We start from the raw sequence: 20,997 nt of genomic DNA, 5'->3' as shown, positions 1-20,997 counted from the left end.
GCATCGGAAATGATAAGAAAACCGATCATGCACCGGGGTGATCGGGCAACGCGCGGCGCAAAAGCTTGTTGTTCGCGTTGCGCGGCAAGGCGTGTAACCGTTTGTAAAGGCGCGGTTGTTTGTACCGGGCAAGCTGTTGCGCGGCAAACGCATCAAGGCTGTCTTGGTCGATCTCGGTGTCGGCGACATAGTATGCTGCAATTATGCGCGTGTCGGGTTTGATTTCGATATCGGTCACGCCGACTTCATGGATGTCAGGATGGGTGAGAAGCGCTGCTTCCACCTCGATCGGGCTGACGCGAAACCCGCCTGCGTTCATCATGTCGTCGGACCTGCCGTGATAAAGTATATCGTTGTTTTCTGTGGCTTCTCCAACGTCTCCAGTCAAAAACCAATCACCTTGGAACCGTGCGGATGTCTCTTTCGGTTGGTCCAGATAGCCCAACATCAAGCCTGGGTCAGAGTGGTGAATGCCAATGATGCCTGGTGTCCCCATGGGGACAGGACCGGCATCGCCCAGAATTGCCACGTTCCGACCGGGTTGCGGCCAGCCAAGGCTTTCAGGAGAAAGCTCGGGCGATCCGGGCGCGCTTGAGATGAAGGTTGAGCATTCGGACATGCCGAACGCCTCATAGACGCGTGCGCCCGTGGCGCGCTGCCATGCGTCGCGGAGGGATGCAGGCAGCTTTTCACCCGCAGACAGGCCGTGGCGCAGATTGGGCAGGTCCAATGCGCCGGACTTTAGGATGTGGCGGTAAACGCCCGGTGCTGCTGCGAAAATCGTGGCTTCATGGCGTTTCAGGAGCAGTGATATTTGCCCGTGTTCTACACCCTGCGCCGGGATCAGGGCAGTCGCGCCTTTGGTCCAGGGATCAAGCAACCCGGTGCCCAGCGTATAGGTCCAGTTGAACGCGCCCGCATGCATCAGGCGGTCGGTCTCGGTCAGGCCGTACCAGCCTTCCATCATCATGCCGCGCGCCCAGATGGCGCGGTGGGCATGGCACACGGCACGGGGAGTACCAGAGGTGCCCGAGGTGAAAATGATATAGGCAAGGCGGTTTGGGTCGCCCAGATCAAAGCGGGCCGGTGCCAAACCGTACCATTCGGACATCCGGGACGTGGCGATCACGTGTGCGTTTGCTGGACAGGCCGTTTCCCCGTCATGCAAGACAGCCGCCGGGGCAGTCATGTCCATGAGCACCCTAACCTCCGGTTCGGTCAGTTGCGCTGAAGTCGGGATCGGGATGATGCCTGCCGCAATCGCGGCAAGATAGGCCACGGGAAACTCGACCACATTGCCAACCCGCATGAGTAGACGGTCCCCGGGTTTCAATCCGCTGTTCAACAACCCGGTTGCACAGCCCAGCACCGATTGCCTGAGCCGCCCATAGCTCCACCGCTGTGCGCCCGTGGGTTTCACAATTGCGAGCGCGATCTTGTCGGGCACGCGTTCGGCCGCAGCCAGCACATGCGCGGCCAGATTGAAATTCTGCGGGCAGGGCGGATAGGGGCATTGGGCGGAAAGTGGCGTCATTGCACAGGCGTAGGACGCAATGCCCGCCGTCGCAAGCGTCGGTTGCGAGGGGCGTGGGCTGTGATTATAGACAGGCCTATGTCAGATGATCCCAAAAACCTCATTCGCATTGCGCGTGACACCGGCGCTCATGACCAACCCGAGCCATTGAACCTTGGCGAGCGGGTGCGGGATCTGCGCAAGGCGCGGAACTGGACGCTGGAACAGGCGGCGCAGCAGGCAGGACTGGCGCGATCCACTTTGTCGAAGATCGAAAACGGCCAGATGTCTCCGACATATGACGCGCTCAAGAAATTGGCCGTGGGCCTACAGATCGGCGTGCCGCAGCTATTCACGCCGCCGCAGCGCGAAAAAGTCAATGGCCGGATGGTGATGACCCTTAACGGAAAGGGTCAACATCATGCCACAACCACATATGAACACGAACTTTTGGCGGAAACGCTGACCAAGAAACAGATGTTGCCTTACCGCGCGCGGGTGCGGGCCCGGTCGATGGATGAGTTCGACGGCTGGGTGCGCCATGACGGCGAGGAATTTCTATATGTGCTGACCGGGGTGATCCGGCTTTACACCGAATTTTATGAACCCATCGACATGCGTCGTGGCGACAGTGCCTATTACGACGCGACGATGGGCCATAACGTGGTTTCCACGTCAGACGAAGACGCCACGATCCTGTGGGTCACCTCGTTGCAAACCTAGCGGTCTAGTGCAGGCCCATTTCGCTTGCTTGTCGGGCCAGCGATTCAATCAAAAGCCAATCTGCCAGTTCTTCTGTTGCTTCAAGCGCAGTCAGATCATGGGTGATGGCCAGATGCTCTGACAGGTTTGTCAGGCTTTCCGGCGGGTGAGCCAGCGTGTCCTTGTTCAGCAAAGGAAACCGGGCTTCGAGCCGTGCAAGGGCCGCGTGCCAGTTCTTTGTAATATCCGTCCAGTTCATCAAGACGCTCCTCCAAACGTCCCTCGCAGCATTGAGCTTGGCATACAGAATCGCGAGCACCTAAGCGGCGCGCGGTCACATGAGGCAGCACGCCGCAGACTTTGGTCGCAGGACAGCGTCAGAACCACCCCTGAACGGCGCGGGATGCCGTTGAAATGTCCTGACCGATGCCGTCAACCGTGGCGCAGGCGCTGAGCGCGCCCACAACCGAGATCATGAAAACTCAAGCACGCATGGCTCACTCCTCTTCCCACCACCACACATCTGGCTGCCAACCGATCCAGTCCCCGTAGATTGGCAAGTATGCCGGGAATTTCAATTCCTTGGCATGGGCGATACGGCTGATGTTCCATTGGTAGATCGGTATGACGTAGCGCCCGGTGGTCAGTACCCGGTCCAGCGCGCGTGTGGCGGCGATAAAGTCGTCTCGGGACTGCGAATTGAGAATCTCAGCAATCATCTGTTCTGCCGCAGGCGAACACATGCCCATCAGGTTGCGCGAGCCTGGCGCTTCGACCCCGTCACAGCCCCAGTAAAGCCGTTGTTCATTGCCGGGACTGAGCGACAGGCCGCGACGATAGTCTGTCATGTCGAAATCATAAGTGTTGGTGCGTTCTGTATATTGTGCGCTGTCGATCGTGGTGATGATCGGCGCGATGCCCATACGTTCAAGCGATTGTGTAAACAGGTCAATGATCGACTCGTTTTCCGAGCTGCCCTGACTGAGCACGATTTCAAACGTGAAGGGCCTGCCGTCGGGGCGGGTCATCACACCTTCTTCAATGGTGTAGCCCGCGTCCTCCATCAATGCGATGGCTGTGCGGATGTTGCCCCGGTTGCGTTCGGCGCCGTCACTGACGGGCAAGGCATATCCTTCAAGGGCGCCCGGCAAAAGCGTGTCGGCGAAGGGTTCCAGCAATTCCCGCACACGGCCTTCTGCCTGACCTTCCTGCATTCCCAGAACCGAGTTCGAGAAATAGGACGTGATGCGCGGCTGTTTGGAGCCAGTCATGGTTTCGTTGATAAATTCGAAATTGAATGCATGCATCATGGCATCTCGCACTCGCCAGTCGCGGAATGCTTCGCGGCGGGTGTTCATCACGAAGCCGGTGATGCCCGAGGGGCGTTCATGCGGGATCACGGATTTCACCACATCGCCGCTGTCGATGGCGGGGAAATCGTATTGGGTGTCCCACTTCTCGGCGTTGAATTCGCGGCTGGAGTTCAGCGCGCCTGCCTTGAAGGCCTCGAACATCGCAGTGCCGTCGCCGTAAAATTCAAGGCGGATTTCATCAAGATTGGCCTGCCCGCGCATGAAATTGACGTCCTGCCCCCAATAGTCGGGATGGCGCCTAAGGCTGACAAAGCGGCCCGCTTCAAAATCGTCGATCACGTATGGGGCCGTGGTTATGGGCACCTCATCAATGCCGGAAGCAGCGAAATCCTTGCCCTCCCACTGGGCCTTTTTCAGGATCGGCCGCATGCCGATGAGCAGCGCCATTTCGGGATCTTGTTCGTTGAACGTAAAGCGGATGCTGCGCGGCCCGGTTTGTTCCATCGACGCGATCTTGCGCCATGCGCCGTGATAGCGGGGGTGGCCGACAGTGCCCAGCACCTCGTAGGACCACATCACATCTTCGACCGTCAGCGGCGTGCCGTCCGAGAACTTCGCCTCTTCGCGCAGGACAAATTCCACCCATTCGCGATTCTCTCCGACCTCAATCGATTCGGCGAGCAGCCCGTAGAGCGTGAACGGTTCGTCGTAGTTGCGGCCCATGAGGCTTTCGTAGGCAAGAAACCGAAGCTGCCATGGGGTCGAGCCTTTGGGGATGTGCGGGTTCAGGCTGTCAAAGCTGCCCGTCTCTCCGGTAACGATGCGTCCGCCCTTGGGTGCGTCCGGGTTCGCATAGGGCAGGGACACAAAATCCGGTGGTAACGCGGGGTCGCCATACATAGCTATGCCGTGTTGTGGCTCTGCGGCGCCTGCATGCGCGCTAAGCGCGAGTGCCATTGCCGCGAGGCCGAGGCGCTGTTTGCGGAAAAAATCGGTTCCCATTTTCGCTACAATCCCTGTCTGCCATTGTTTTCTTGACCTAGACGGTAACCGGGCTTTTGAGGCTTTTCAAACTTTTAGCTTGGATCGCGGGCAAAGAATGCCTATAAAGACACCACTGCTCGATAGGTTTCTTGCCTGTATGAAACCTGCCTCAATAACTTAACCCCGGCTTCGTGCCGGGGTTTTTTTTGTGCATTCCCCAAATCCGTTGATGTGTCAGACACCTGTGAATCAAGGGCTAACCCGGGGTTGCATGGGTGCGGCCGGTTGAGTGCTGTTCTGGGGCGCTGAATCGCAACGGCTTTGGGCAGACGCGATTCGCGGGTGCGGTGATTCTTGTGCTCCAGACCCGTGATCTTCTTTGTATTATGCAGTTGCAGCATGTAGCCTCTCGCACAAGCGAAAGACGCAGAAAAGGGGTGCATGATGTCACTTAAAGGCAAAACCGCTGTTATCACGGGATCAAATTCGGGCATCGGCTTGGGTGTTGCGCATGAACTGGCGCGCGCGGGCGCGGATGTGGTGATCAATTCATTCACCAACACAGAGGATGACCACGCATTGGCCAAGGCGATTGGCGACGCGCACGGCGTAACAGCGCGCTATGTTCAGGCCGACATGTCCAAACCCGACCAATGCCGCGCGCTGATCGAACAAGCCGGCGCCTGCGATATTCTGGTGAACAATGCTGGCATTCAGTTTGTTGCGCCGATTGACGAATTCCCGATGGAAAAATGGGATGCAATCATAGCAATCAACATGTCATCGGCGTTTCACACCACCGCTGCTGCCTTGCCGATGATGCGCAAGGCGGGCTGGGGCCGGATCATCAACGTGGCCAGCGCGCATGGGTTGACGGCTTCGCCCTATAAATCGGCCTATGTCGCGGCCAAACATGGGGTTGTTGGCCTGACCAAGACCACCGGGCTTGAAACCGCACGCGAGCCGATCACCTGCAACGCCATCTGTCCGGGCTATGTGCTGACGCCATTGGTCGAAGCTCAGATCCCCGATACCGCCAAGAAATACGGCATGACCGAAGACGAGGCCAAGCAGAAGGTCATTCTGGAACGCCAGCCTTCGAAGGAATTTGCCACGGTCGAACAGATCGGCGGCACGGCGGTGTTCTTGTGCTCGGACGCCGCCGCACAGATCACCGGGACGACGATCTCGGTGGATGGGGGATGGACGGCACTTTGATGCAGCATCGCGCGATGCAATGGCCCAGCCTGTCATGCGCATCGAAGGCATTTGGAACACGCAGACGCAGGGGACCCGCATGGTAAAGATCAATCTCGCACTTCAGGGCGGTGGCGCGCATGGCGCATTCACATGGGGTGTGTTGGACCGGATTCTGGAAGAGGACGATGTCGAGATCGCCGCGATCTCGGGCACGTCTGCGGGGGCGCTGAACGGGGCGGCACTCAAGGCAGGATGGCTCAAGGATGGGCGACAGGGCGCGCGGGACAATCTGGATTGGCTGTGGTCCCAGGTGGCGCGGCTGGATGATATGGCGACGCCGAAATGGATGCAGGCCTGGTTGCCCACACCTGCGGCGATCAGCAAAAGCATCGAGTATTCGCCGATTTACATGCTGGGCGACACGCTGGGGCGGATGATGTCGCCCTATGCCTGGGGGCCACTGTACGAAAATCCTTTGACCAAGATCGTGGACCAGTTCGATTTTGGGCGTGTGTGTGCCCAGGACGGACCCGAACTGTATGTTTGTGCCACACAAGTGCGGTCGGGCAAGGTGCGGGTTTTCACCGGCGACCGGATCACCACGCACTCCATTCTCGCATCTGCCTGCCTGCCGACAATGTTCCAAGCGGTCGAGGTCGAAGACCCCGAGACCGGCGTGGTAGAAGCGTTCTGGGATGGCGGCTATACCGGCAATCCGGCGCTGTTTCCGCTGTTCAAACCGCAATTGCCGGACGATCTGGTTATTGTGAACATCAACCCGTTGCACCGTGACACCGTGCCTGTGATGCCAAACGAAATCCAGAACCGGATTAACGAGATTAGTTTCAATTCATCGCTGCTGCGCGAATTGCGCGCGATCGAGTTTGTGCAACGGTTGATCGAGGACGGATCCGTGAAAGAAGGTGCGATGAAAAAGCTGCGCGTTCACATGATCGCGGACGACGCGCTTATGAATAACCTGTCCGTTGCCACCAAGCTGGTTCCTGTTCCGTCAATCATCACCCGTCTGAAAGAAGCGGGCCGCTGCGCGGCGGGGGAATTCTTGTTAAACCACAAGGCGGATATCGGGCATCGGCAATCGGTCGATCTGGTCAAAATGTTTGGCTGAGCCATGCCATGTATCCGGCATAAAGCAAAAGAAACGCAGCCCCCATGGGGCGGCTGATCTGCCTGCGCGCGAACAGGATCACCAGAAAAAGTGCGGTGGTGCCGAGCATAATCAAGATATCGGTCCCAAGGCTTAGATCGATGCTCAGCGGCACAACAAGCGCGGTGGTGCCCAAGATGCCCAGAATGTTGAAGATGCCTGAACCAAGGATATTGCCAAGCGCCACATCGGACTGACCGCGACGGGCCGCCATGATTGTGGTCGCAAGTTCGGGCAGCGACGTGCCGATGGCGACAAGCGTAAGGCCGATCACCGCTTCGGGAACACCATAGGCACGCGCGATGCCAGTGGCACCGTCGACCAGCGCAATGGCCCCGCCAATGGTCAGCGCGAGACCAAACGCAAGGCGCAGCGCAGCACCGGGCAGCGGGTCGGTGGGAATGCTTGGGTCGTCATCGGGCGGTGTGGAGGATCGGAACGCGCCCCAGAGATAAACCGCCAAACCTGCCACAAGCCCTGCGCCCATCACAGCGCCGATCTGTCCGGTCAAGGACAGGGCCGCCAGCAACAGTGCACTTCCTCCGACCCAAATCGCCTCGCGGGGCAGGCCGGGCATGTTCGCGCTGACTGGACGGATGAGGGCTGCTACCCCGAGGATCAGCAAGATATTGGCAATGTTGCTGCCAACCACGTTCCCAACGGCAATGTCGGGCACACCCGCCAGCGCCGCACTGAGCGATGTCACTAGTTCCGGCGCAGAGGTGCCAAAGCCGACAAGCGTAAGTCCAATCACCATGGGCGACACACCAAACTGACGGGCTATACCCACAGCACCGCGCACCAAAAGATCGCCGCCCGCCAGCACCGCGACCAACCCGAAGGCCACGAAAATAGTATCCAAGAAGTGTCTCCCAGCCTGTCACGCGCAGCTCGGCAGCGGACCGTGAAATATAGGTGTGCTGGCGCGCGCGCCCGTTCAAGCGGGCGCTGCGAATAATTACGCGGCTTTGGCAGGTTGTGTAGGGTCTTTGGCGTTGGGGTAGACTAGCCCTGCCGAGATCACGAGCTTTGCAGCGTCTTCAATCGACATATCCAGCTCGATCACGTCTTCCGCCGGGAAGAACAGCAAAAACCCCGAGGTCGGGTTGGGCGTGGTGGGTACGAACACCGACATCAGCCGCCCCATGGTTTCGGCCTTGTGCGCCACTTCTCCACGTGCATCGGTCGAGATGAAACCGATGGCCCAGATACCCTTGCGCGGATACTGGATCAGGCAGGCTTTTTCGAAATTGCGTTCTGATTGGGCAAAAATCGTCTCTGCAATCTGTTTGACGCCGCTATAGATCGACCGAACAACCGGCATGCGTTCCACAAGGCTTTCAGCAAAACGGATCAGCGACCTGCCGATCAGCCCCTTGGCAACCCAGCCGACAAAGATCGTGAACAGCAGGAATATGATGACGCCGACACCGCGCAAGTTGATACCGATATATTGCTCGGGATTGAAGCGGCTTGGCACGAGCGGCAGGACGAATCCGTCAACCCAGCCCATGATGCTCCAGATCAGCCAAATCGTCAGACTGACCGGGGCAATGACGACAATCCCTGTCAGAAAACTGGCGCGCAGGCGGGCGAACATCCCGGGTTTGCGGCGTTCTGGATCAAATGGGGTGGTCATCAAGGCGTCCGTCCATGGTTCCTCGAAAACCTAGGTTGTCAAACGGCGCTCTACAATGGGGTGAGGGCGCAACAGCCTGATTTTTAACGCAGAGACGTCAATTCCTGTGCAATTTGTGCCCCAAGGCGGGCATTGTTTAGCACCAATGCGATATTGGCGTCCAAGGAACGCCCTTCGGTCAGCTCAAAGATGCGTTGCAACAGGTAGGGCGTTAGCGCCTTGCCCGAGATCCCATGCGACTCAGCATCTTGGGTCGCCCGCGTGATGATCGGATGAATCTGCGCATGCGGGATTTCAGCCTCGGCAGGGATCGGGTTGGCAATGAGCTGCCCGCCAGGCAGGCCCAGTGCGACGCGCATCACATGGGCCTTGGCGATGTCCAGCGCAGAGTCGGCGCGCAGCGGTGCCTTGAGCGCTGAGGTCCGCGACCAGAAGGCGGGCAGCATGTCTTGCCCATAGGCCATGACCGGAACGCCAAGGGTCTCCAACACTTCGAGCGTCTTGGGCAGGTCAAGGATTGCTTTGGCCCCGGCTGCCACGACTGTGACCGGCGTTTGCGCCAATTCCTGAAGGTCGGCAGAGATGTCAAAACTTTGGTCCGCGCCGCGATGCACACCGCCGATGCCACCTGTGGCAAAAACCCTAATCCCTGCCAAATGCGCGGCGATCATGGTGGCGGCAACTGTGGTCGCCCCGGTGCCACCTTTGGCCATACAAACCGCCATATCCGCGCGGCTGAGCTTGGCCACCTGTTTGGCCTGCGCCAGCGCGTCAAGCTGGTCTGCGTCAAGGCCCACGCAAAGGCGGCCTTGCAGAACCGCGATGGTTGCAGGTTCAGCGCCTGCGTCGCGCACGGTGGCTTCGATCGCGCGGGCGGTTTCAAGGTTCTGGGGCCAGGGCATGCCATGGGTGATGATGGTGGATTCCAGCGCGACCACGGGTCGGCCCGCGTCAAGCGCGGCTTGCACGGCGGGCGAGATATCAAGGGGCAGGGTGGTCATGTCAGGTTCCTCCGGCAACATAGGCCGCGGCTGTGGCAAGGGCGCGGTGCAGCGCTGTGGGGCGGTCAGCGCCGCGCAATTCGGACGCGATATGGGCGGCCATGAATGTGTCGCCAGCCCCCGTGACGCGGGTGACCATCACCTCGGGCGGGCGTTCGGCAAGAATGCCGTCGCGCGTGGCATCACAGGTGACATTGCCCCCATCGGTGACCAGCGCCCGCGCGGCACCGCGTTCGATCAGGGCAGCACCTGCCTGAGGCGCATTTGTGAATTCGGTCTGGCACAGAAGCCCGGCCTCTTCGAGGTTGACATAAAGCACACCTTTGCCGCTGCGGATGAAGGGAAACAGGCGTTCGGCCTTGCCGGGCGACGCAGGCGCGATCCGCAAATCCGCCTTGGAGAACGCCGGGTGCCGGACGATAGTGTCCAAAAGCGCCTCGGTCAGGTTGCCGTCCAGCGCGATGGGGCCCGGAAAGGGTGCTTCGACAAACCCCAAGGGGCCATCGATCAGCGGACGCAGGATTTTGTCGCCCGCCTGTTCCAGTGAATGGGCGTCGGCAATGGCGGCAATCAGCCCGTTTGCCGCCTCGATCGCCATGTATTGATCGGTAGGCAGGTCATCCGAGCGGTAGAGGTGATCCGTGATCAGCCCCAATTGCGCACAGGCCGCGACCAGCGTTTCGCCTTCGGGGTCACGACCCACAACGCTGAGCACAGCAGGCAAAAGATCGAACCGCGCCAGTGTCATTGCAATATTGAGCGCCACGCCGCCGGGCAGGCGCGTGATGTGGCCGGGCACGTCGGCCCCGTGCTTCATGTGGCGGTCAGATCGGCCAATCACGTCCCAGAGGACAGAGCCGATGCAAAGGATATCAGGGCGCTGTGTCATGCGCCCGTCATCGCCCGAGTGTTGGATCAGCGCAAGGGTCGGATTGCCAAACATCCTGTCTCGCCGCCCATTGTTGCCGCCTGCGCTTTGTGGCACGGCTGTTGCCAAGAATTGGATGGAGTTTTGCGACAATGATGAAACGCACCCTGATGCGCCCTGGTGGGCTTCCCGAGTCTGCGTCTTTGCCGGTGGTGACACCGTTGATGCCGTCGGTTGTTTACGCCAGCGAGACGCCAGACACGCTTGATGATCAGTACGAAGGCCGCGCCAAGGGCTACACCTATGCGCGCGAAGGGCATCCCAATGCTGATGTTCTGGCGGCGCGTATTGATGCGATGGAGCGCGCGCCGCAACCGGGGATCGTGCTGGGGTCGGGCATGGCCGCGGTGACGGCGGTTCTGCTGGGTCTGTGCAAGGCCGGGGATCATGTTGTTGGCGGCGATCAGCTTTATGGGCGCAGCTTGCGCATGATGCGGGACGACCTGCCTCGTCTGGGAATTGAGACAACGCTGGCCGACCCAACGGATGTGTCGTCGATGGCCGCAGCCCTCAGGCCCAACACCCGGATGGTTCTGATCGAAGTGGTGTCGAACCCAACGCTGCGGATTGCGGACGTGCAGGGCACTGCAGAGCTGTGCCGCGAAAAGGGCGTGCTTTTGGTTGTAGACAACACGTTCACCACACCGCGCGCGGTCACCCCGTTTGATCTGGGCGCGGGTGTGGTGTTGCATTCCGTGACCAAACTTCTTGCAGGACATTCAGACGTAACATTGGGCTGGGTCGCCGCGCGTGCGGCGGCAGATGCCAAGGCGATCTACGATTTCGCTGTGACTACGGGTATGACGCCAAGCCCGTTCGACTGCTGGCTGGCCGAACGCGGTTTGATGTCCTTCGACTTGCGCTTTGACCGCGCCGAGGCGACGGCAGCACGATTGGCTGACCATCTGGCCGGGCAGGGCCTGGTCAAGCGCGTGCTCTATCCGACCCGCCCCGATCACCCCGACCGCGCCCGCGCACAAGGGTTATTGCAAGGGCGCGGCTGCAACATGGTCAGCTTTGAACTGCATGGCGGGCGGGCCGAGGCCAATGCCTTCACCAAAGCGGCCGACCAGATCGCCTTTGCCCCGACATTGGGTGATGTCGGCACAACACTGTCGCATCCAGCGTCGTCTTCGCACCGGGCCCTGACGCCCGAGGGGCGCGCCAAGCTGGGCATGACCGAAGGGTTTTTCCGGGTGTCAGTGGGGCTTGAGGACCCCGACGCGCTGATCGCAGCATTTGATGCGGGACTTGCATCCGTCGCGGCCGTCGAATGACCGCAGCGCCCCGCGATATCCTGATGGTGCTGGGGATTCCGGCGGTGCTCATTGCGCCGGACAACCGGATCTTTGCCGTCAATGCCGCAGCGGAAAAGCTGCTGGGCAAAAACATCGAGGGGCGGCACTTTATCACCGCGCTGCGCCAACCAAGCCTGCTTGACAGCATAGAGCAGACACAAAGCGATGGGACACGGCGCGAAACCCGGTATCTGACCAATGACGGACAGCATGACATCACCTACCGGGTGACCTGTGGCCCGGTGCCTATGCAAGGCAAGCAGGGCACGTTGGTGTCGTTCGAAGACATCACGCCAATGGAACAGGCGGGCCAGATGCGCCGGGATTTCGTCGCCAATGTGAGCCACGAACTGCGCACACCGTTGACTGCCCTTTTGGGATTCATCGAAACGCTGCAAGGTCCGGCCCGTAACGATGCCAATGCGCAAGACAGGTTCCTGAGCATTATGGCGTCCGAGGCCGAACGGATGAACCGGCTCGTGTCGGACCTTTTGTCCCTCAGCCGGGTGGAAGCCGAAGAGCGGGTGCGCCCTGTCGATCCCGTCGATCTGGGTGCGGTGATGCAGCAAACCCGGCACAGCCTTGCGCAACTGGCCAGTGAGGCCGGGATCGAGCTTGATGTGTATGTGCCGGACAGCCCCGTGATTGTCCCCGGCGATGCCGACCAGATCCGTCAGGTGTTGACCAACCTTGTGGAGAACGCGATCAAGTATTCCGGTCGGGGCAGTTTTGTGCGCCTGAGCCTTGGCGTTCCCGATTACGAGACCCGTTTACGCGGTTCGGGTGTACGGATCGAAGTGACCGACACCGGGCAGGGGATTGACGTTGTGCATCTGCCGCGCCTGACCGAACGGTTTTACCGCGTGGACAGTCACCGATCGCGCGAACTTGGCGGGACAGGGCTTGGCTTGGCGATCGTCAAGCATATTGTAAACCGTCACCGGGGACGGTTGTTGGTGGAAAGCCAGACCGGGAAAGGCACGACCTTTACGGTGATCTTGCCGATGGAGCGTGAGGAGGACTGAGCTGCGTTTCCTTTGACGGAAACGAGATGAGGCAACGGCGATTATGGTGGTGGCGGATCGGCTGTGTTTGAAACGCCAGAAACCGATTTACCCCAAGGAGTAGCCCGCGCCACGCACGGTGCGCAGCGGATCAGCGCCGCCTGTTGTGGTCAGGGATTTGCGCAGTCGCCCGATATGCACGTCCACAGTCCGCGTATCCACGTAAATGTCCCGTCCCCACACCCGGTCGAGCAACTGTTCACGCGACCAAACGCGGCCCGGTTTTTCCATCAGCGTAGACAAAAGACGAAACTCTGTCGGCCCCAGTTTGACCTCGGACCCGTCGCGGGTGACACGGTGTGTTTCGGCGTCAAGAATGATGTCATCGAATTCCAGCCGCAACCCAGCGGCAGCCGGACGGGTGCGGCGCAGCTGCGCGCGCACACGCGCCATCAGCTCAACCACCGAATACGGCTTGATCACGTAATCATCCGCGCCAGTTTCCAGACCGCGCACGCGATCCACCTCTTCTGATCGGGCTGACAGCATGATGATCGGCACATTGCGGGTGTCCGCGCGTGTCTTGAGCTGACGGCAGACCTCAATGCCCGACACATTGGGCAACATCCAATCCAGCACGATGATGTCTGGCTGTTCCTCATCCACGAGAAGCAACGCCTCTTCCCCATTCTCGGCGCGGGCCACGCGAAATCCTTCGGCCTCAAGGTTGTAGCCCAGAACTTCGCGCTGGGCGGGTTCGTCTTCGACAACAAGAACGGTGGGCGGGACAGAGGACATTGGCGCTACCTTTGAGACAGAGCTGCGTCAGTCGAGGTGTTGTCCTCTTTCTGACGCGGCTCATCTGGCTTTTCGCCAGTGACAAGAAACACAACCTGTTCGGCAATCGAGGTCACATGGTCGCCCATGCGTTCGACATTCTTGGCAATGAAATGCAAGTGCATGCACGGTGTGATGTTGCGCGGATCTTCAAGCATGAAGGTCAGGAATTCGCGGAACAGCGTGTTGTACATCTGGTCGATATCCACATCCCGTTCGATCACGCTCATCGCAAGCTTGTCGTCGCGCTGGATATATGCGTCCAGCGCGTCCTTGAGCATCAACTGCACATCCCGCGACATGCGGCGCAGCTGTGACGCAGAGCCGTTGATCTGCGGCATGGTCATCAAAACCGCGTTGCGCTTGGCAAGGTTCTTGGCCAGATCGCCGATCCGTTCGAGGTTGGCGCTGATCCGCATGACCGACAGGATCACCCGCAGGTCTATGGCGGTGGGGGCGCGCAGGGCGATGACGCGGGCGGCTTCCTCGTTCAGAAGTTCTTCAAGCGTGTCGATCGCCTTGTCCCCGACGCGCACCTTGTCGGCCAGTTTCTGATCGCGGGTGTCAAGCGCTTCGGCGGAATCAAGAATGGCTTGTTCGACCAGACCGCCCATTTTCATGATACGGGCCTGAATGCCTTCGAGATCGCGGTCAAACGCGCTTGAGATATGTTGCTGGCTCACGATTTTATCCAATCCGTCCGGTGATATAGCTTTCGGTGCGGCTGTCTTCGGGGTTTGTGAAAATCTTCGAGGTGTCGTCATATTCCACAAGGTTGCCCAGATGGAAAAATGCAGTTTTCTGGCTGACGCGGGCGGCCTGCTGCATAGAGTGCGTGACGATCACCACAGCATAGTTCTGGCGCAACTCGTCAATCAGTTCTTCGACCTGTGCCGTGGCGATGGGGTCAAGCGCCGAACAGGGCTCGTCCATCAGCAGGACTTCGGGTTCAGTGGCCACGGCGCGGGCGATGCACAAGCGCTGTTGCTGCCCACCCGAAAGGCCGGTGCCCGGCGATTGCAGGCGGTCCTTGACCTCGTCCCAGATGGCGCCGCGGCGCAGGGCGCGTTCGACGATGTCATCCAGTTCGGCTTTGTTTCTGGCCATGCCGTGGATCTTGGGCCCGTAAGCGACATTGTCGTAGATCGACTTAGGAAACGGGTTCGGCTTCTGAAACACCATACCGACCTTGGCGCGCAGCTGTACCGGATCGACGCGTTTGTCGTAGATGTCGTCTCCGTCAATCAGGATGTCACCGGTCACGCGGCAAATATCGATGGTGTCATTCATCCGGTTCAAACAGCGCAGGAAAGTGGATTTGCCACATCCCGACGGACCGATAAAGGCGGTGACCGTGTTGTTTTCAATCTCGACCGACACGTCTTTGATGGCGTGGTTGTCGCCGTAATAGACCTGCACGTCCTTGGCTTTGATTTTGACGTCCGTCACAGCCGTCTCCTGTGTGGTGTAATGTGGTGCATCGTACATGGGGCAGGGTCCTGATTACCAGCGGCGCTCGAACCGGCGGCGCAGAATGATGGCGATGATGTTCATCGTCAGAAGGAAGATGAGCAGGATGATGATGCCACCCCAAGCTTTTTCATAGAAACCGGCATCGGCGCGAGACGCCCATGTGTAGATTTGGGCCGGCATGGCCGAGTTAGGATCAAGGAACCCGGATACAACGCCTTCGGGATACGCGCGGGCGATAAAGCCCACCATCCCGATCAGCAGCAGCGGCGCTGTTTCCCCAAGCGCTTGGGCAAGGCCGATGATCGTGCCCGTGAGGATGCCCGGTGCCGCCAGCGGCAGAACATGGTGAAACACGGTCTGCATCTTGGACGCGCCCACACCCAGCGCGGCTTCGCGGATGGACGGCGGAACCGCTTTGAGTGATGCGCGGGTCGAAATGATGATCGTCGGCAGTGTCATCAGCGTCAGCACCAGACCGCCCACCAGCGGTGCGGATTGGGGCATGTGCATGAACTGGATGAACACGGCCAGACCGAGAATACCAAAGACGATGGACGGAACCGCGGCAAGGTTCGAGATGTTCACCTCGATCAAGTCGGTAAACCAGTTTTGCGGTGCAAATTCCTCAAGATAGATCGACGCGGCGACCCCGATGGGCAGGGACAGCGCCAGCACGACCAGCATCATGAAGAACGACCCAATCACCGACACGCCGATCCCGGCTCCGCCGGGATTGTCCACGCCGGAATCAGACCCGGTGATGAAGTTCCAGTTGAAAGCTGACTTGATGATCCCTGCATCACGCAGCGCATCCACCAGATCAAGGTCGGTCACTTCGAGAAAGCGGCTGTCGACAACGGTATCGCGGGTCACCCGGCCTTTGAAATAGCCATCCACCCGCGACGATGCGGCCAGATTGAAGGACACAGGCGTGCCGATCCGGTCCGGGTTCTCGCGGAAATACTCGCGGATGGTGCCGCCAGTTTTGCCCAACAGGCGTTCGATGACCGCAGGGTCAAAGGCGACGTCCATCCCGCGCTCTTCCAGCTGGCTTTGCAAAGCGGCGATGAACAGGTCTTCATAAGCGCGGGTCTTGAGCATCTGACCTTCGGCGGCGTCGAAGTCTGCCTGCGTCAGGACGAATTCCACCTCGACCTCGGTTTGTGTAAACGCCGGGAGGCCAGACCGCAGGATCGACACGGTCAAAACGACCAAGAAGAACACTCCAACCAGAATGGCAACCAGACCATACGCCTTGAACCGCTTTTCGGCAGCGTTGCGTTTCTTGGTGCGGGCGTCGACGGTTGTCAGGCGGCTTTTGATGCGCGCGCTGTCCATGCTTGCGTCGGTCATTCGTACTGCTCCCGGTATTTGCGCACGATATACAGCGCGAAGATATTAAGCCCGAGGGTGATGACAAAGAGCGTCATTCCCAAGGCGAAGGCAACAAGGGCTTCGGGGGATGCGAAATCCGAGTCGCCTGTAAGCTGTGACACGATCTTGGCCGTCACTGTTGTCATTGCATCAAACGGGTTGAGCGACAGGCGCGCTGCGGCACCCGCGCCCAGAACCACAATCATCGTCTCGCCAATGGCGCGGCTTGCAGCCAGAAGGATCGCGCCGACAATGCCGGGCAGGGCGGCTGGCATAACAACCTGACGGATGGTTTCAGACTGGGTTGCACCAAGGCCATAAGACCCATCGCGCATGGATTGCGGAACCGCGTTGATGATATCGTCAGACAGCGATGACACGAACGGGATCAGCATGATGCCCATGACCACACCCGCCGTCATGACAGCGGTCCCGGCCTGCATCCAGCCCAGCCCGTCGTCGCCAAACACGCTGACCAACAGTGGACCAACCGTGAGAAGGGCAAAGAGGCCGTACACGATGGTCGGGATACCGGCCAGGACTTCGAGCATCGGCTTGGCAACTGCACGAACCTTGGGGCTGGCGTATTCCGACAGGTAGATCGCGGCAAAGAGGCCAATGGGAACGGCCACGATCAGGGCCACGATGGAAATGTAGAACGTCCCCCAAAGCAGCGGCAAGATGCCCAGATCGGAAGATCCCCCGCGCCCCGAAAAGCTGGGAGCCCAGTTGGTGCCGAAAAAGAAATCAGACGCCGGGTAAAGGCGGAAAAACTCGATCGTGTTGAAGAGCAGCGACAAAACAATGCCGAGCGTGGTCAGAATGGCAATGGACGCCGCTGCGATAAGCAGGGCGCGGATGCCCTGTTCCACCACGTTGCGTGCACGGAAAGTCGGGTTGGTTTCCCGGACCGCCCAAAGCGCGCCTGCAATGGCAATCAACAACACCACGACGGTCATGATCTGGGAGCCGGTGGTGTTGAGCACGCGGAATTGCTGTGCTGCGCGCAGGACGGGCTCGGTGACCTGCGATGTGACGATGGCACCAGCCTCGGTCAAGCGGGCGGAGACATCCTCGACATCGACAGTCGTCCGCGCGTAATCTTCGGTCATGTTCCCGGTCTCGACCGCGAGGTCCAGACCGTCCGCTGTGCGGCGCACTTCGGCAAGAACAAGCCCGCGCGAAGAGCTTTCGGAAATGACCGCGTCCGGGATCAACCCCGAGACCGCGTTGTTGACATAGAACGGCTGCGCAAGAAGCCAGATCACCAAGACCAAAAGGGCCGGGATCGCAGATTTCATAGCGGCGTTGCTGCCGTAGTAATTGGGAAGCGAATGCAATGTGCGCCGGTCTTGGCCAGACATGGCCATGACGCGGGACCGTGCGAGGACAAAAGCCCCGGCAGCAACCGCGAGAACGATCAGAAAGAGCCAAAGAAGTGGCATGATGCCCCCAAGTTGTTCCGAGGATGGTCAGAAGAAACGAAGGCGGCGCGACATGCCGCCTTCGTGTTGGTTGGATCGTCAGGCGATTACATGTCCGCGCCCATGACCTTTTCGTCTGCAACCATTTGCTGGGTCTTTGCCAGCTCGGGGTCGGACACGAGGCCATAGTTCGCAAGCGGGCTGTCCGGGCCTGCCAGATCATCAGAAACGAAGAACTGAGCGAATTCTTTAAGGCCCGGGATCACGCCGATATGGGCTTTCTTCATGTAGAAGAACAGCGGGCGGGACACGGGGTAGTCACCAGCCGCGATGGTGGCTGTTGTCGGCTCAACGCCGGACATGGTGGCCACTTTGAGCTTGTCTGTGTTGTTCTCGTAGAAGGCGAGGCCGAACACGCCGATGCCGTTGGTGTTGGCGTCGATGCGCGCCAGCGTTTCGGTGTAGTCGCCGTCGATATCGACCGACTTGCCGTCCTGACGCACGTCAAGGCAGGCGTCTTCCGCGTCGTCTTCGGACATGCCGCCGTCGATCATCGCCTGCATGGCGCCTGTTTCTTCACAGCCGATCAGCAGAACTTTTTCTTCGAACACTTCGCGTGTGCCGTGCTTGGTGCCCGGAATGAACATCGCGATTTCGGCATCCGGCAGATCCGCGTTGAACTCGGACCAGGTGTTGTGGGGATTGTCGACGATCTGACCGTCCTTGAGCACCTTTGCGCCAATGGCATTGAAGATGTCGGTCGGTGTGAACGCGTTGAAGGCCGGGCCGGACTGCTGCGACGCGAACACGATGCCGTCATAGCCGATGCGGACTTCGATGATGTCGGTCACGCCGTTTTCTGCGCAAGCCGCAACTTCTTTCTCACGGATGGCGCGGGACGCGTTCGCGATGTCGATGGTGTTTTCGCCGACACCTTCACAGAAGCGCTTCAGGCCCGACGAAGACCCACCGGATTCGACGACCGGTGTCGGGAAATCGGTATTTTCGCCAAAGGCTTCGGCCACAATGGACGCGTAGGGCAGGACGGTGGACGACCCGGCAACCTGAACGTTGTCACGCGCCATTGCGGACGTTGCAGACACAGCGGCGATCGCCAGTGCCGATACAGAGAGTTTCACAGACATGATGTCAGCTCCTTGGTTGGATATCTCTCGGCCATCCCCCTGATGACCGTTGGCGGTGGGTCTAATCCGCTTTGGCCATGCTTTTGTGACAGTTACGTAACGGTTTCATGACAGCATCCATACTGCAAAGCGCATATCCTTAAATAACTCATAACAAGTTGTTTTATAACGTTATTATTTTACAAATTGACTTAACGTCAGTAAGCTTGTGTGATGCAATCCACTGAAAACCTTGTCTGGATTCGGGTTTGCTCCCCATAGGACAGCGCGTTTTGTAACGTTCGGAAAATCGAGGTGGGAATCAGACCACCAAGGATAGACGCCACTGGCACGAACAGCGAATAGGGACTCCAATGCTGGATCAGAATAAGGCAGACACGATTGGCCGGGCGGTGGAAGACGGGTTCGACGCACAGATCGCGTTTACCCAAGACCTTATTCGGTTTCCCTCCATGCGCGGGCAGGAACATGACGTGCAGGATTTTGTGTTCGACGCGTTGAAAGAGCGCGGTTATGCCACGACCCGCCTGCACATGGATCAACGCGCGATTGAAGCGCATGAGGGCGGCGGCAAATTCAGTGCAGAGCATTCTGATGCGCCCATTGTGATCGGCACCTTCACACCGTCCAAGACGCTGGGGAGATCCCTGATTTTGCAATCGCATACCGATGTCGTACCCGCAGGGCCGCACGAGATGTGGCGCTTTGATCCATTTGATCCGCAGATCGACGGAGACTGGCTTTATGGGCGCGGGGGCGCAGACATGAAAGCCGGGCATGCCGCGATGATCTTTGCGATGGACGCTTTGCGCGCGGCAGGGCTTGTACCAGCGGCACGGGTCGAAATCCAATCCGTAGTGGAAGAGGAATCCACCGGCAATGGCGCGCTGATGACCTATTTGGCAAGGCACACGGCTGATGCTGTGCTGATCCCGGAACCCGAAGAAGAGATGCTGGTCCGGGCGAATGTTGGAACGCTTTGGTTTTCGGTAGAGCTGCGCGGCACGCCGGTGCATGTCCGCGAGATGGGTGCAGGGGCCAACGCGATTGACGCCGCGTACCGGGTAATCCAAAGTCTTCGAACCCTTGAAGCGCGATGGAATAATAATCGGCATAAACATAAATATTTCAATGACTTGTCGCACCCCATTAATCTGAATATCGGCAAGATCGAAGGCGGGGATTGGGGATCATCTGTTCCTGCATGGTGCCGCATCCAATGCCGCATCGCCATTTACCCCGGCATCAAGGCCGCAGACGCTGCAAATGACATCGAAGCGCACCTTACGGAATTTGCGAAGAGTGATAACTATCTATCTGACATACCACCGAAAATCACGTTCAACGGGTTCTTCGCGGAAGGCTATGTTCAGCCGCCGGGATCAGAGGCCGAAGCGGTACTGGACCGTGCACATCGTGCAGCCACAGGGGCGCCACTGCAAAGCTTTACAACGCCGGGATACCTCGATTGTCGGGTGTACCGGCTTTACAATGATATCCCGTCGCTGTGCTATGGTCCGATCTCGGAAAACATTCACGGGTTTGATGAACGGGTGAGCCTGCAATCGCTCAAACGGATCACAACCACGATGGCACTGTTTATTGCGGATTGGTGCGGCACCACAAAGATATAGGGGCGTGTCATACAGCCTGCGTTATTCGGCTCAAAAATTCTTATAATCAGTATTATGTATTTAATAGATACCCCACAATACCAGCAAACCAACTGATCTTCGGCTAAGCTACGCCTGAAGCGTGAAAAAACCGTGAGCCAAACACATCCTGACTTCCTTGACCCAGCGTAAATTGGCAAGATGGCTGTGTTCCGTGAGTGGTGGCAATTTTGGCCAAGGAACTGGGGGCCCGCATCCCCGATATTACCAGGGCACTGCGGGTCTCTATCTAAACGACATGTGACGGTGCAAAGGTGTTGGGCCTGTCCCGGGTGACAATGCCGGTGCCTGTCATGAGACCGCATCATCCCCAAATGATGT

General features: G+C 59.0%; 20 protein-coding genes. 6 read left to right on the top strand and 14 right to left on the bottom strand.

Features of this window, described 5'->3' with window-relative positions:
- Positions 1-25: 25 nt before the first annotated feature.
- Positions 26-1,534, bottom strand: a complete 1,509-nt coding sequence (locus tag ACSHXH_RS14000; RefSeq protein ID WP_435672425.1) for a class I adenylate-forming enzyme family protein — start codon at positions 1,532-1,534, stop codon at positions 26-28.
- Positions 1,535-1,612: 78 nt separating this feature from the next.
- On the opposite strand from ACSHXH_RS14000, the gene ACSHXH_RS13995 reads away from it, so the two are divergent.
- Positions 1,613-2,236, top strand: a complete 624-nt coding sequence (locus ACSHXH_RS13995) for a helix-turn-helix domain-containing protein (RefSeq protein ID WP_435672424.1) — start codon at positions 1,613-1,615, stop codon at positions 2,234-2,236.
- Between the two features lie 4 nt (positions 2,237-2,240).
- Here the strand turns inward: ACSHXH_RS13995 and ACSHXH_RS13990 are convergent, their stop codons facing one another.
- The 3 genes from ACSHXH_RS13990 to ACSHXH_RS13980 all read right to left on the bottom strand — a co-directional run bounded on the left by ACSHXH_RS13990 (position 2,241) and on the right by ACSHXH_RS13980 (position 4,530).
- Entirely contained in the window at positions 2,241-2,474 is a 234-nt protein-coding gene (locus ACSHXH_RS13990; protein WP_435672423.1) for a hypothetical protein, read from the bottom strand.
- A gap of 118 nt (positions 2,475-2,592) precedes the next feature.
- Positions 2,593-2,691: an entericidin EcnA/B family protein gene (locus tag ACSHXH_RS13985; RefSeq protein WP_435672422.1), complete on the bottom strand. Its 99-nt coding sequence runs from the start codon at positions 2,689-2,691 to the stop codon at positions 2,593-2,595.
- Positions 2,692-2,712: 21 nt separating this feature from the next.
- On the bottom strand, positions 2,713-4,530 hold the full coding sequence (locus ACSHXH_RS13980; RefSeq protein ID WP_435672421.1) for an extracellular solute-binding protein: 1,818 nt from the start codon (positions 4,528-4,530) through the stop codon (positions 2,713-2,715).
- Positions 4,531-4,956: 426 nt separating this feature from the next.
- Between ACSHXH_RS13980 and ACSHXH_RS13975 the strand changes: the two genes are divergently transcribed.
- Positions 4,957-5,730 (top strand): 3-hydroxybutyrate dehydrogenase, encoded by a 774-nt coding sequence (locus ACSHXH_RS13975; RefSeq protein ID WP_435672420.1) that lies wholly within the window; start codon positions 4,957-4,959, stop codon positions 5,728-5,730.
- Positions 5,731-5,809: 79 nt separating this feature from the next.
- On the top strand, positions 5,810-6,841 hold the full coding sequence (locus ACSHXH_RS13970; RefSeq protein WP_435672478.1) for a patatin-like phospholipase family protein: 1,032 nt from the start codon (positions 5,810-5,812) through the stop codon (positions 6,839-6,841).
- Here the strand turns inward: ACSHXH_RS13970 and ACSHXH_RS13965 are convergent.
- From ACSHXH_RS13965 to ACSHXH_RS13950, 4 genes are all read right to left on the bottom strand, one after another.
- Complete coding sequence (locus ACSHXH_RS13965; RefSeq protein WP_435672419.1) at positions 6,825-7,742, bottom strand: sodium:calcium antiporter; 918 nt, start codon at positions 7,740-7,742, stop codon at positions 6,825-6,827. The two genes, ACSHXH_RS13970 and ACSHXH_RS13965, sit on opposite strands and share 17 nt — an antisense overlap.
- A 96-nt stretch (positions 7,743-7,838) precedes the next feature.
- Positions 7,839-8,519 carry a DUF502 domain-containing protein gene (locus tag ACSHXH_RS13960; protein WP_435672418.1) on the bottom strand — a complete coding sequence of 227 codons (681 nt, stop codon included), beginning with the start codon at positions 8,517-8,519 and terminating at the stop codon, positions 7,839-7,841.
- An 83-nt stretch (positions 8,520-8,602) separates the two neighbouring features.
- The gene (locus ACSHXH_RS13955; protein WP_435672417.1) at positions 8,603-9,520 is read right to left on the bottom strand and encodes a pseudouridine-5'-phosphate glycosidase; all 918 of its coding nucleotides are present in this window, start codon (positions 9,518-9,520) and stop codon (positions 8,603-8,605) included.
- 1 nt (position 9,521) lies between these two features.
- Positions 9,522-10,409, bottom strand: coding sequence for a PfkB family carbohydrate kinase (locus ACSHXH_RS13950; RefSeq protein WP_435672477.1), 888 nt, complete (start codon positions 10,407-10,409; stop codon positions 9,522-9,524).
- 134 nt (positions 10,410-10,543) lie between these two features.
- On the opposite strand from ACSHXH_RS13950, the gene ACSHXH_RS13945 reads away from it, so the two are divergent.
- Positions 10,544-11,725, top strand: coding sequence for a trans-sulfuration enzyme family protein (locus ACSHXH_RS13945; protein WP_435672476.1), 1,182 nt, complete (start codon positions 10,544-10,546; stop codon positions 11,723-11,725).
- The gene (locus tag ACSHXH_RS13940; protein ID WP_435672416.1) at positions 11,722-12,771 is read left to right on the top strand and encodes a sensor histidine kinase; all 1,050 of its coding nucleotides are present in this window, start codon (positions 11,722-11,724) and stop codon (positions 12,769-12,771) included. The genes ACSHXH_RS13945 and ACSHXH_RS13940 overlap by 4 nt, the downstream gene beginning before the upstream one ends.
- A gap of 87 nt (positions 12,772-12,858) precedes the next feature.
- On the opposite strand, the gene phoB is transcribed toward ACSHXH_RS13940, so the two are convergent.
- From phoB to ACSHXH_RS13910, 6 genes are all read right to left on the bottom strand, one after another.
- Positions 12,859-13,548, bottom strand: coding sequence for a phosphate regulon transcriptional regulator PhoB (phoB, locus tag ACSHXH_RS13935; RefSeq protein WP_435672415.1), 690 nt, complete (start codon positions 13,546-13,548; stop codon positions 12,859-12,861).
- A gap of 5 nt (positions 13,549-13,553) precedes the next feature.
- Positions 13,554-14,270, bottom strand: coding sequence for a phosphate signaling complex protein PhoU (phoU, locus tag ACSHXH_RS13930; RefSeq protein WP_435672414.1), 717 nt, complete (start codon positions 14,268-14,270; stop codon positions 13,554-13,556).
- Positions 14,271-14,274: 4 nt separating this feature from the next.
- Positions 14,275-15,075 carry a phosphate ABC transporter ATP-binding protein PstB gene (gene pstB, locus ACSHXH_RS13925; RefSeq protein WP_435672413.1) on the bottom strand — a complete coding sequence of 267 codons (801 nt, stop codon included), beginning with the start codon at positions 15,073-15,075 and terminating at the stop codon, positions 14,275-14,277.
- A 15-nt stretch (positions 15,076-15,090) separates the two neighbouring features.
- Positions 15,091-16,413, bottom strand: a complete 1,323-nt coding sequence (gene pstA, locus ACSHXH_RS13920) for a phosphate ABC transporter permease PstA (protein ID WP_435672412.1) — start codon at positions 16,411-16,413, stop codon at positions 15,091-15,093.
- A complete protein-coding gene (gene pstC, locus ACSHXH_RS13915; RefSeq protein WP_435672411.1) occupies positions 16,410-17,879 on the bottom strand; it encodes a phosphate ABC transporter permease subunit PstC in 1,470 nt (489 codons plus the stop codon). Before pstC ends, pstA begins: the two co-directional genes overlap by 4 nt.
- 86 nt (positions 17,880-17,965) lie before the next feature.
- The gene (locus tag ACSHXH_RS13910) at positions 17,966-19,006 is read right to left on the bottom strand and encodes a substrate-binding domain-containing protein (RefSeq protein WP_435672475.1); all 1,041 of its coding nucleotides are present in this window, start codon (positions 19,004-19,006) and stop codon (positions 17,966-17,968) included.
- A 350-nt stretch (positions 19,007-19,356) separates the two neighbouring features.
- Here ACSHXH_RS13910 and ACSHXH_RS13905 point away from each other — a divergent pair, with 350 nt between their 5' ends.
- Positions 19,357-20,637, top strand: a complete 1,281-nt coding sequence (locus ACSHXH_RS13905) for an ArgE/DapE family deacylase (protein WP_435672410.1) — start codon at positions 19,357-19,359, stop codon at positions 20,635-20,637.
- Positions 20,638-20,997: the final 360 nt, after the last annotated feature.

The sequence above is a fragment of the Marivita sp. genome (assembly GCF_051251565.1).
Lineage (GTDB): Bacteria > Pseudomonadota > Alphaproteobacteria > Rhodobacterales > Rhodobacteraceae > Marivita.
Note: the sequence above shows the minus strand (reverse complement) of the source record. Positions and strands in the feature narration are given on the sequence as shown.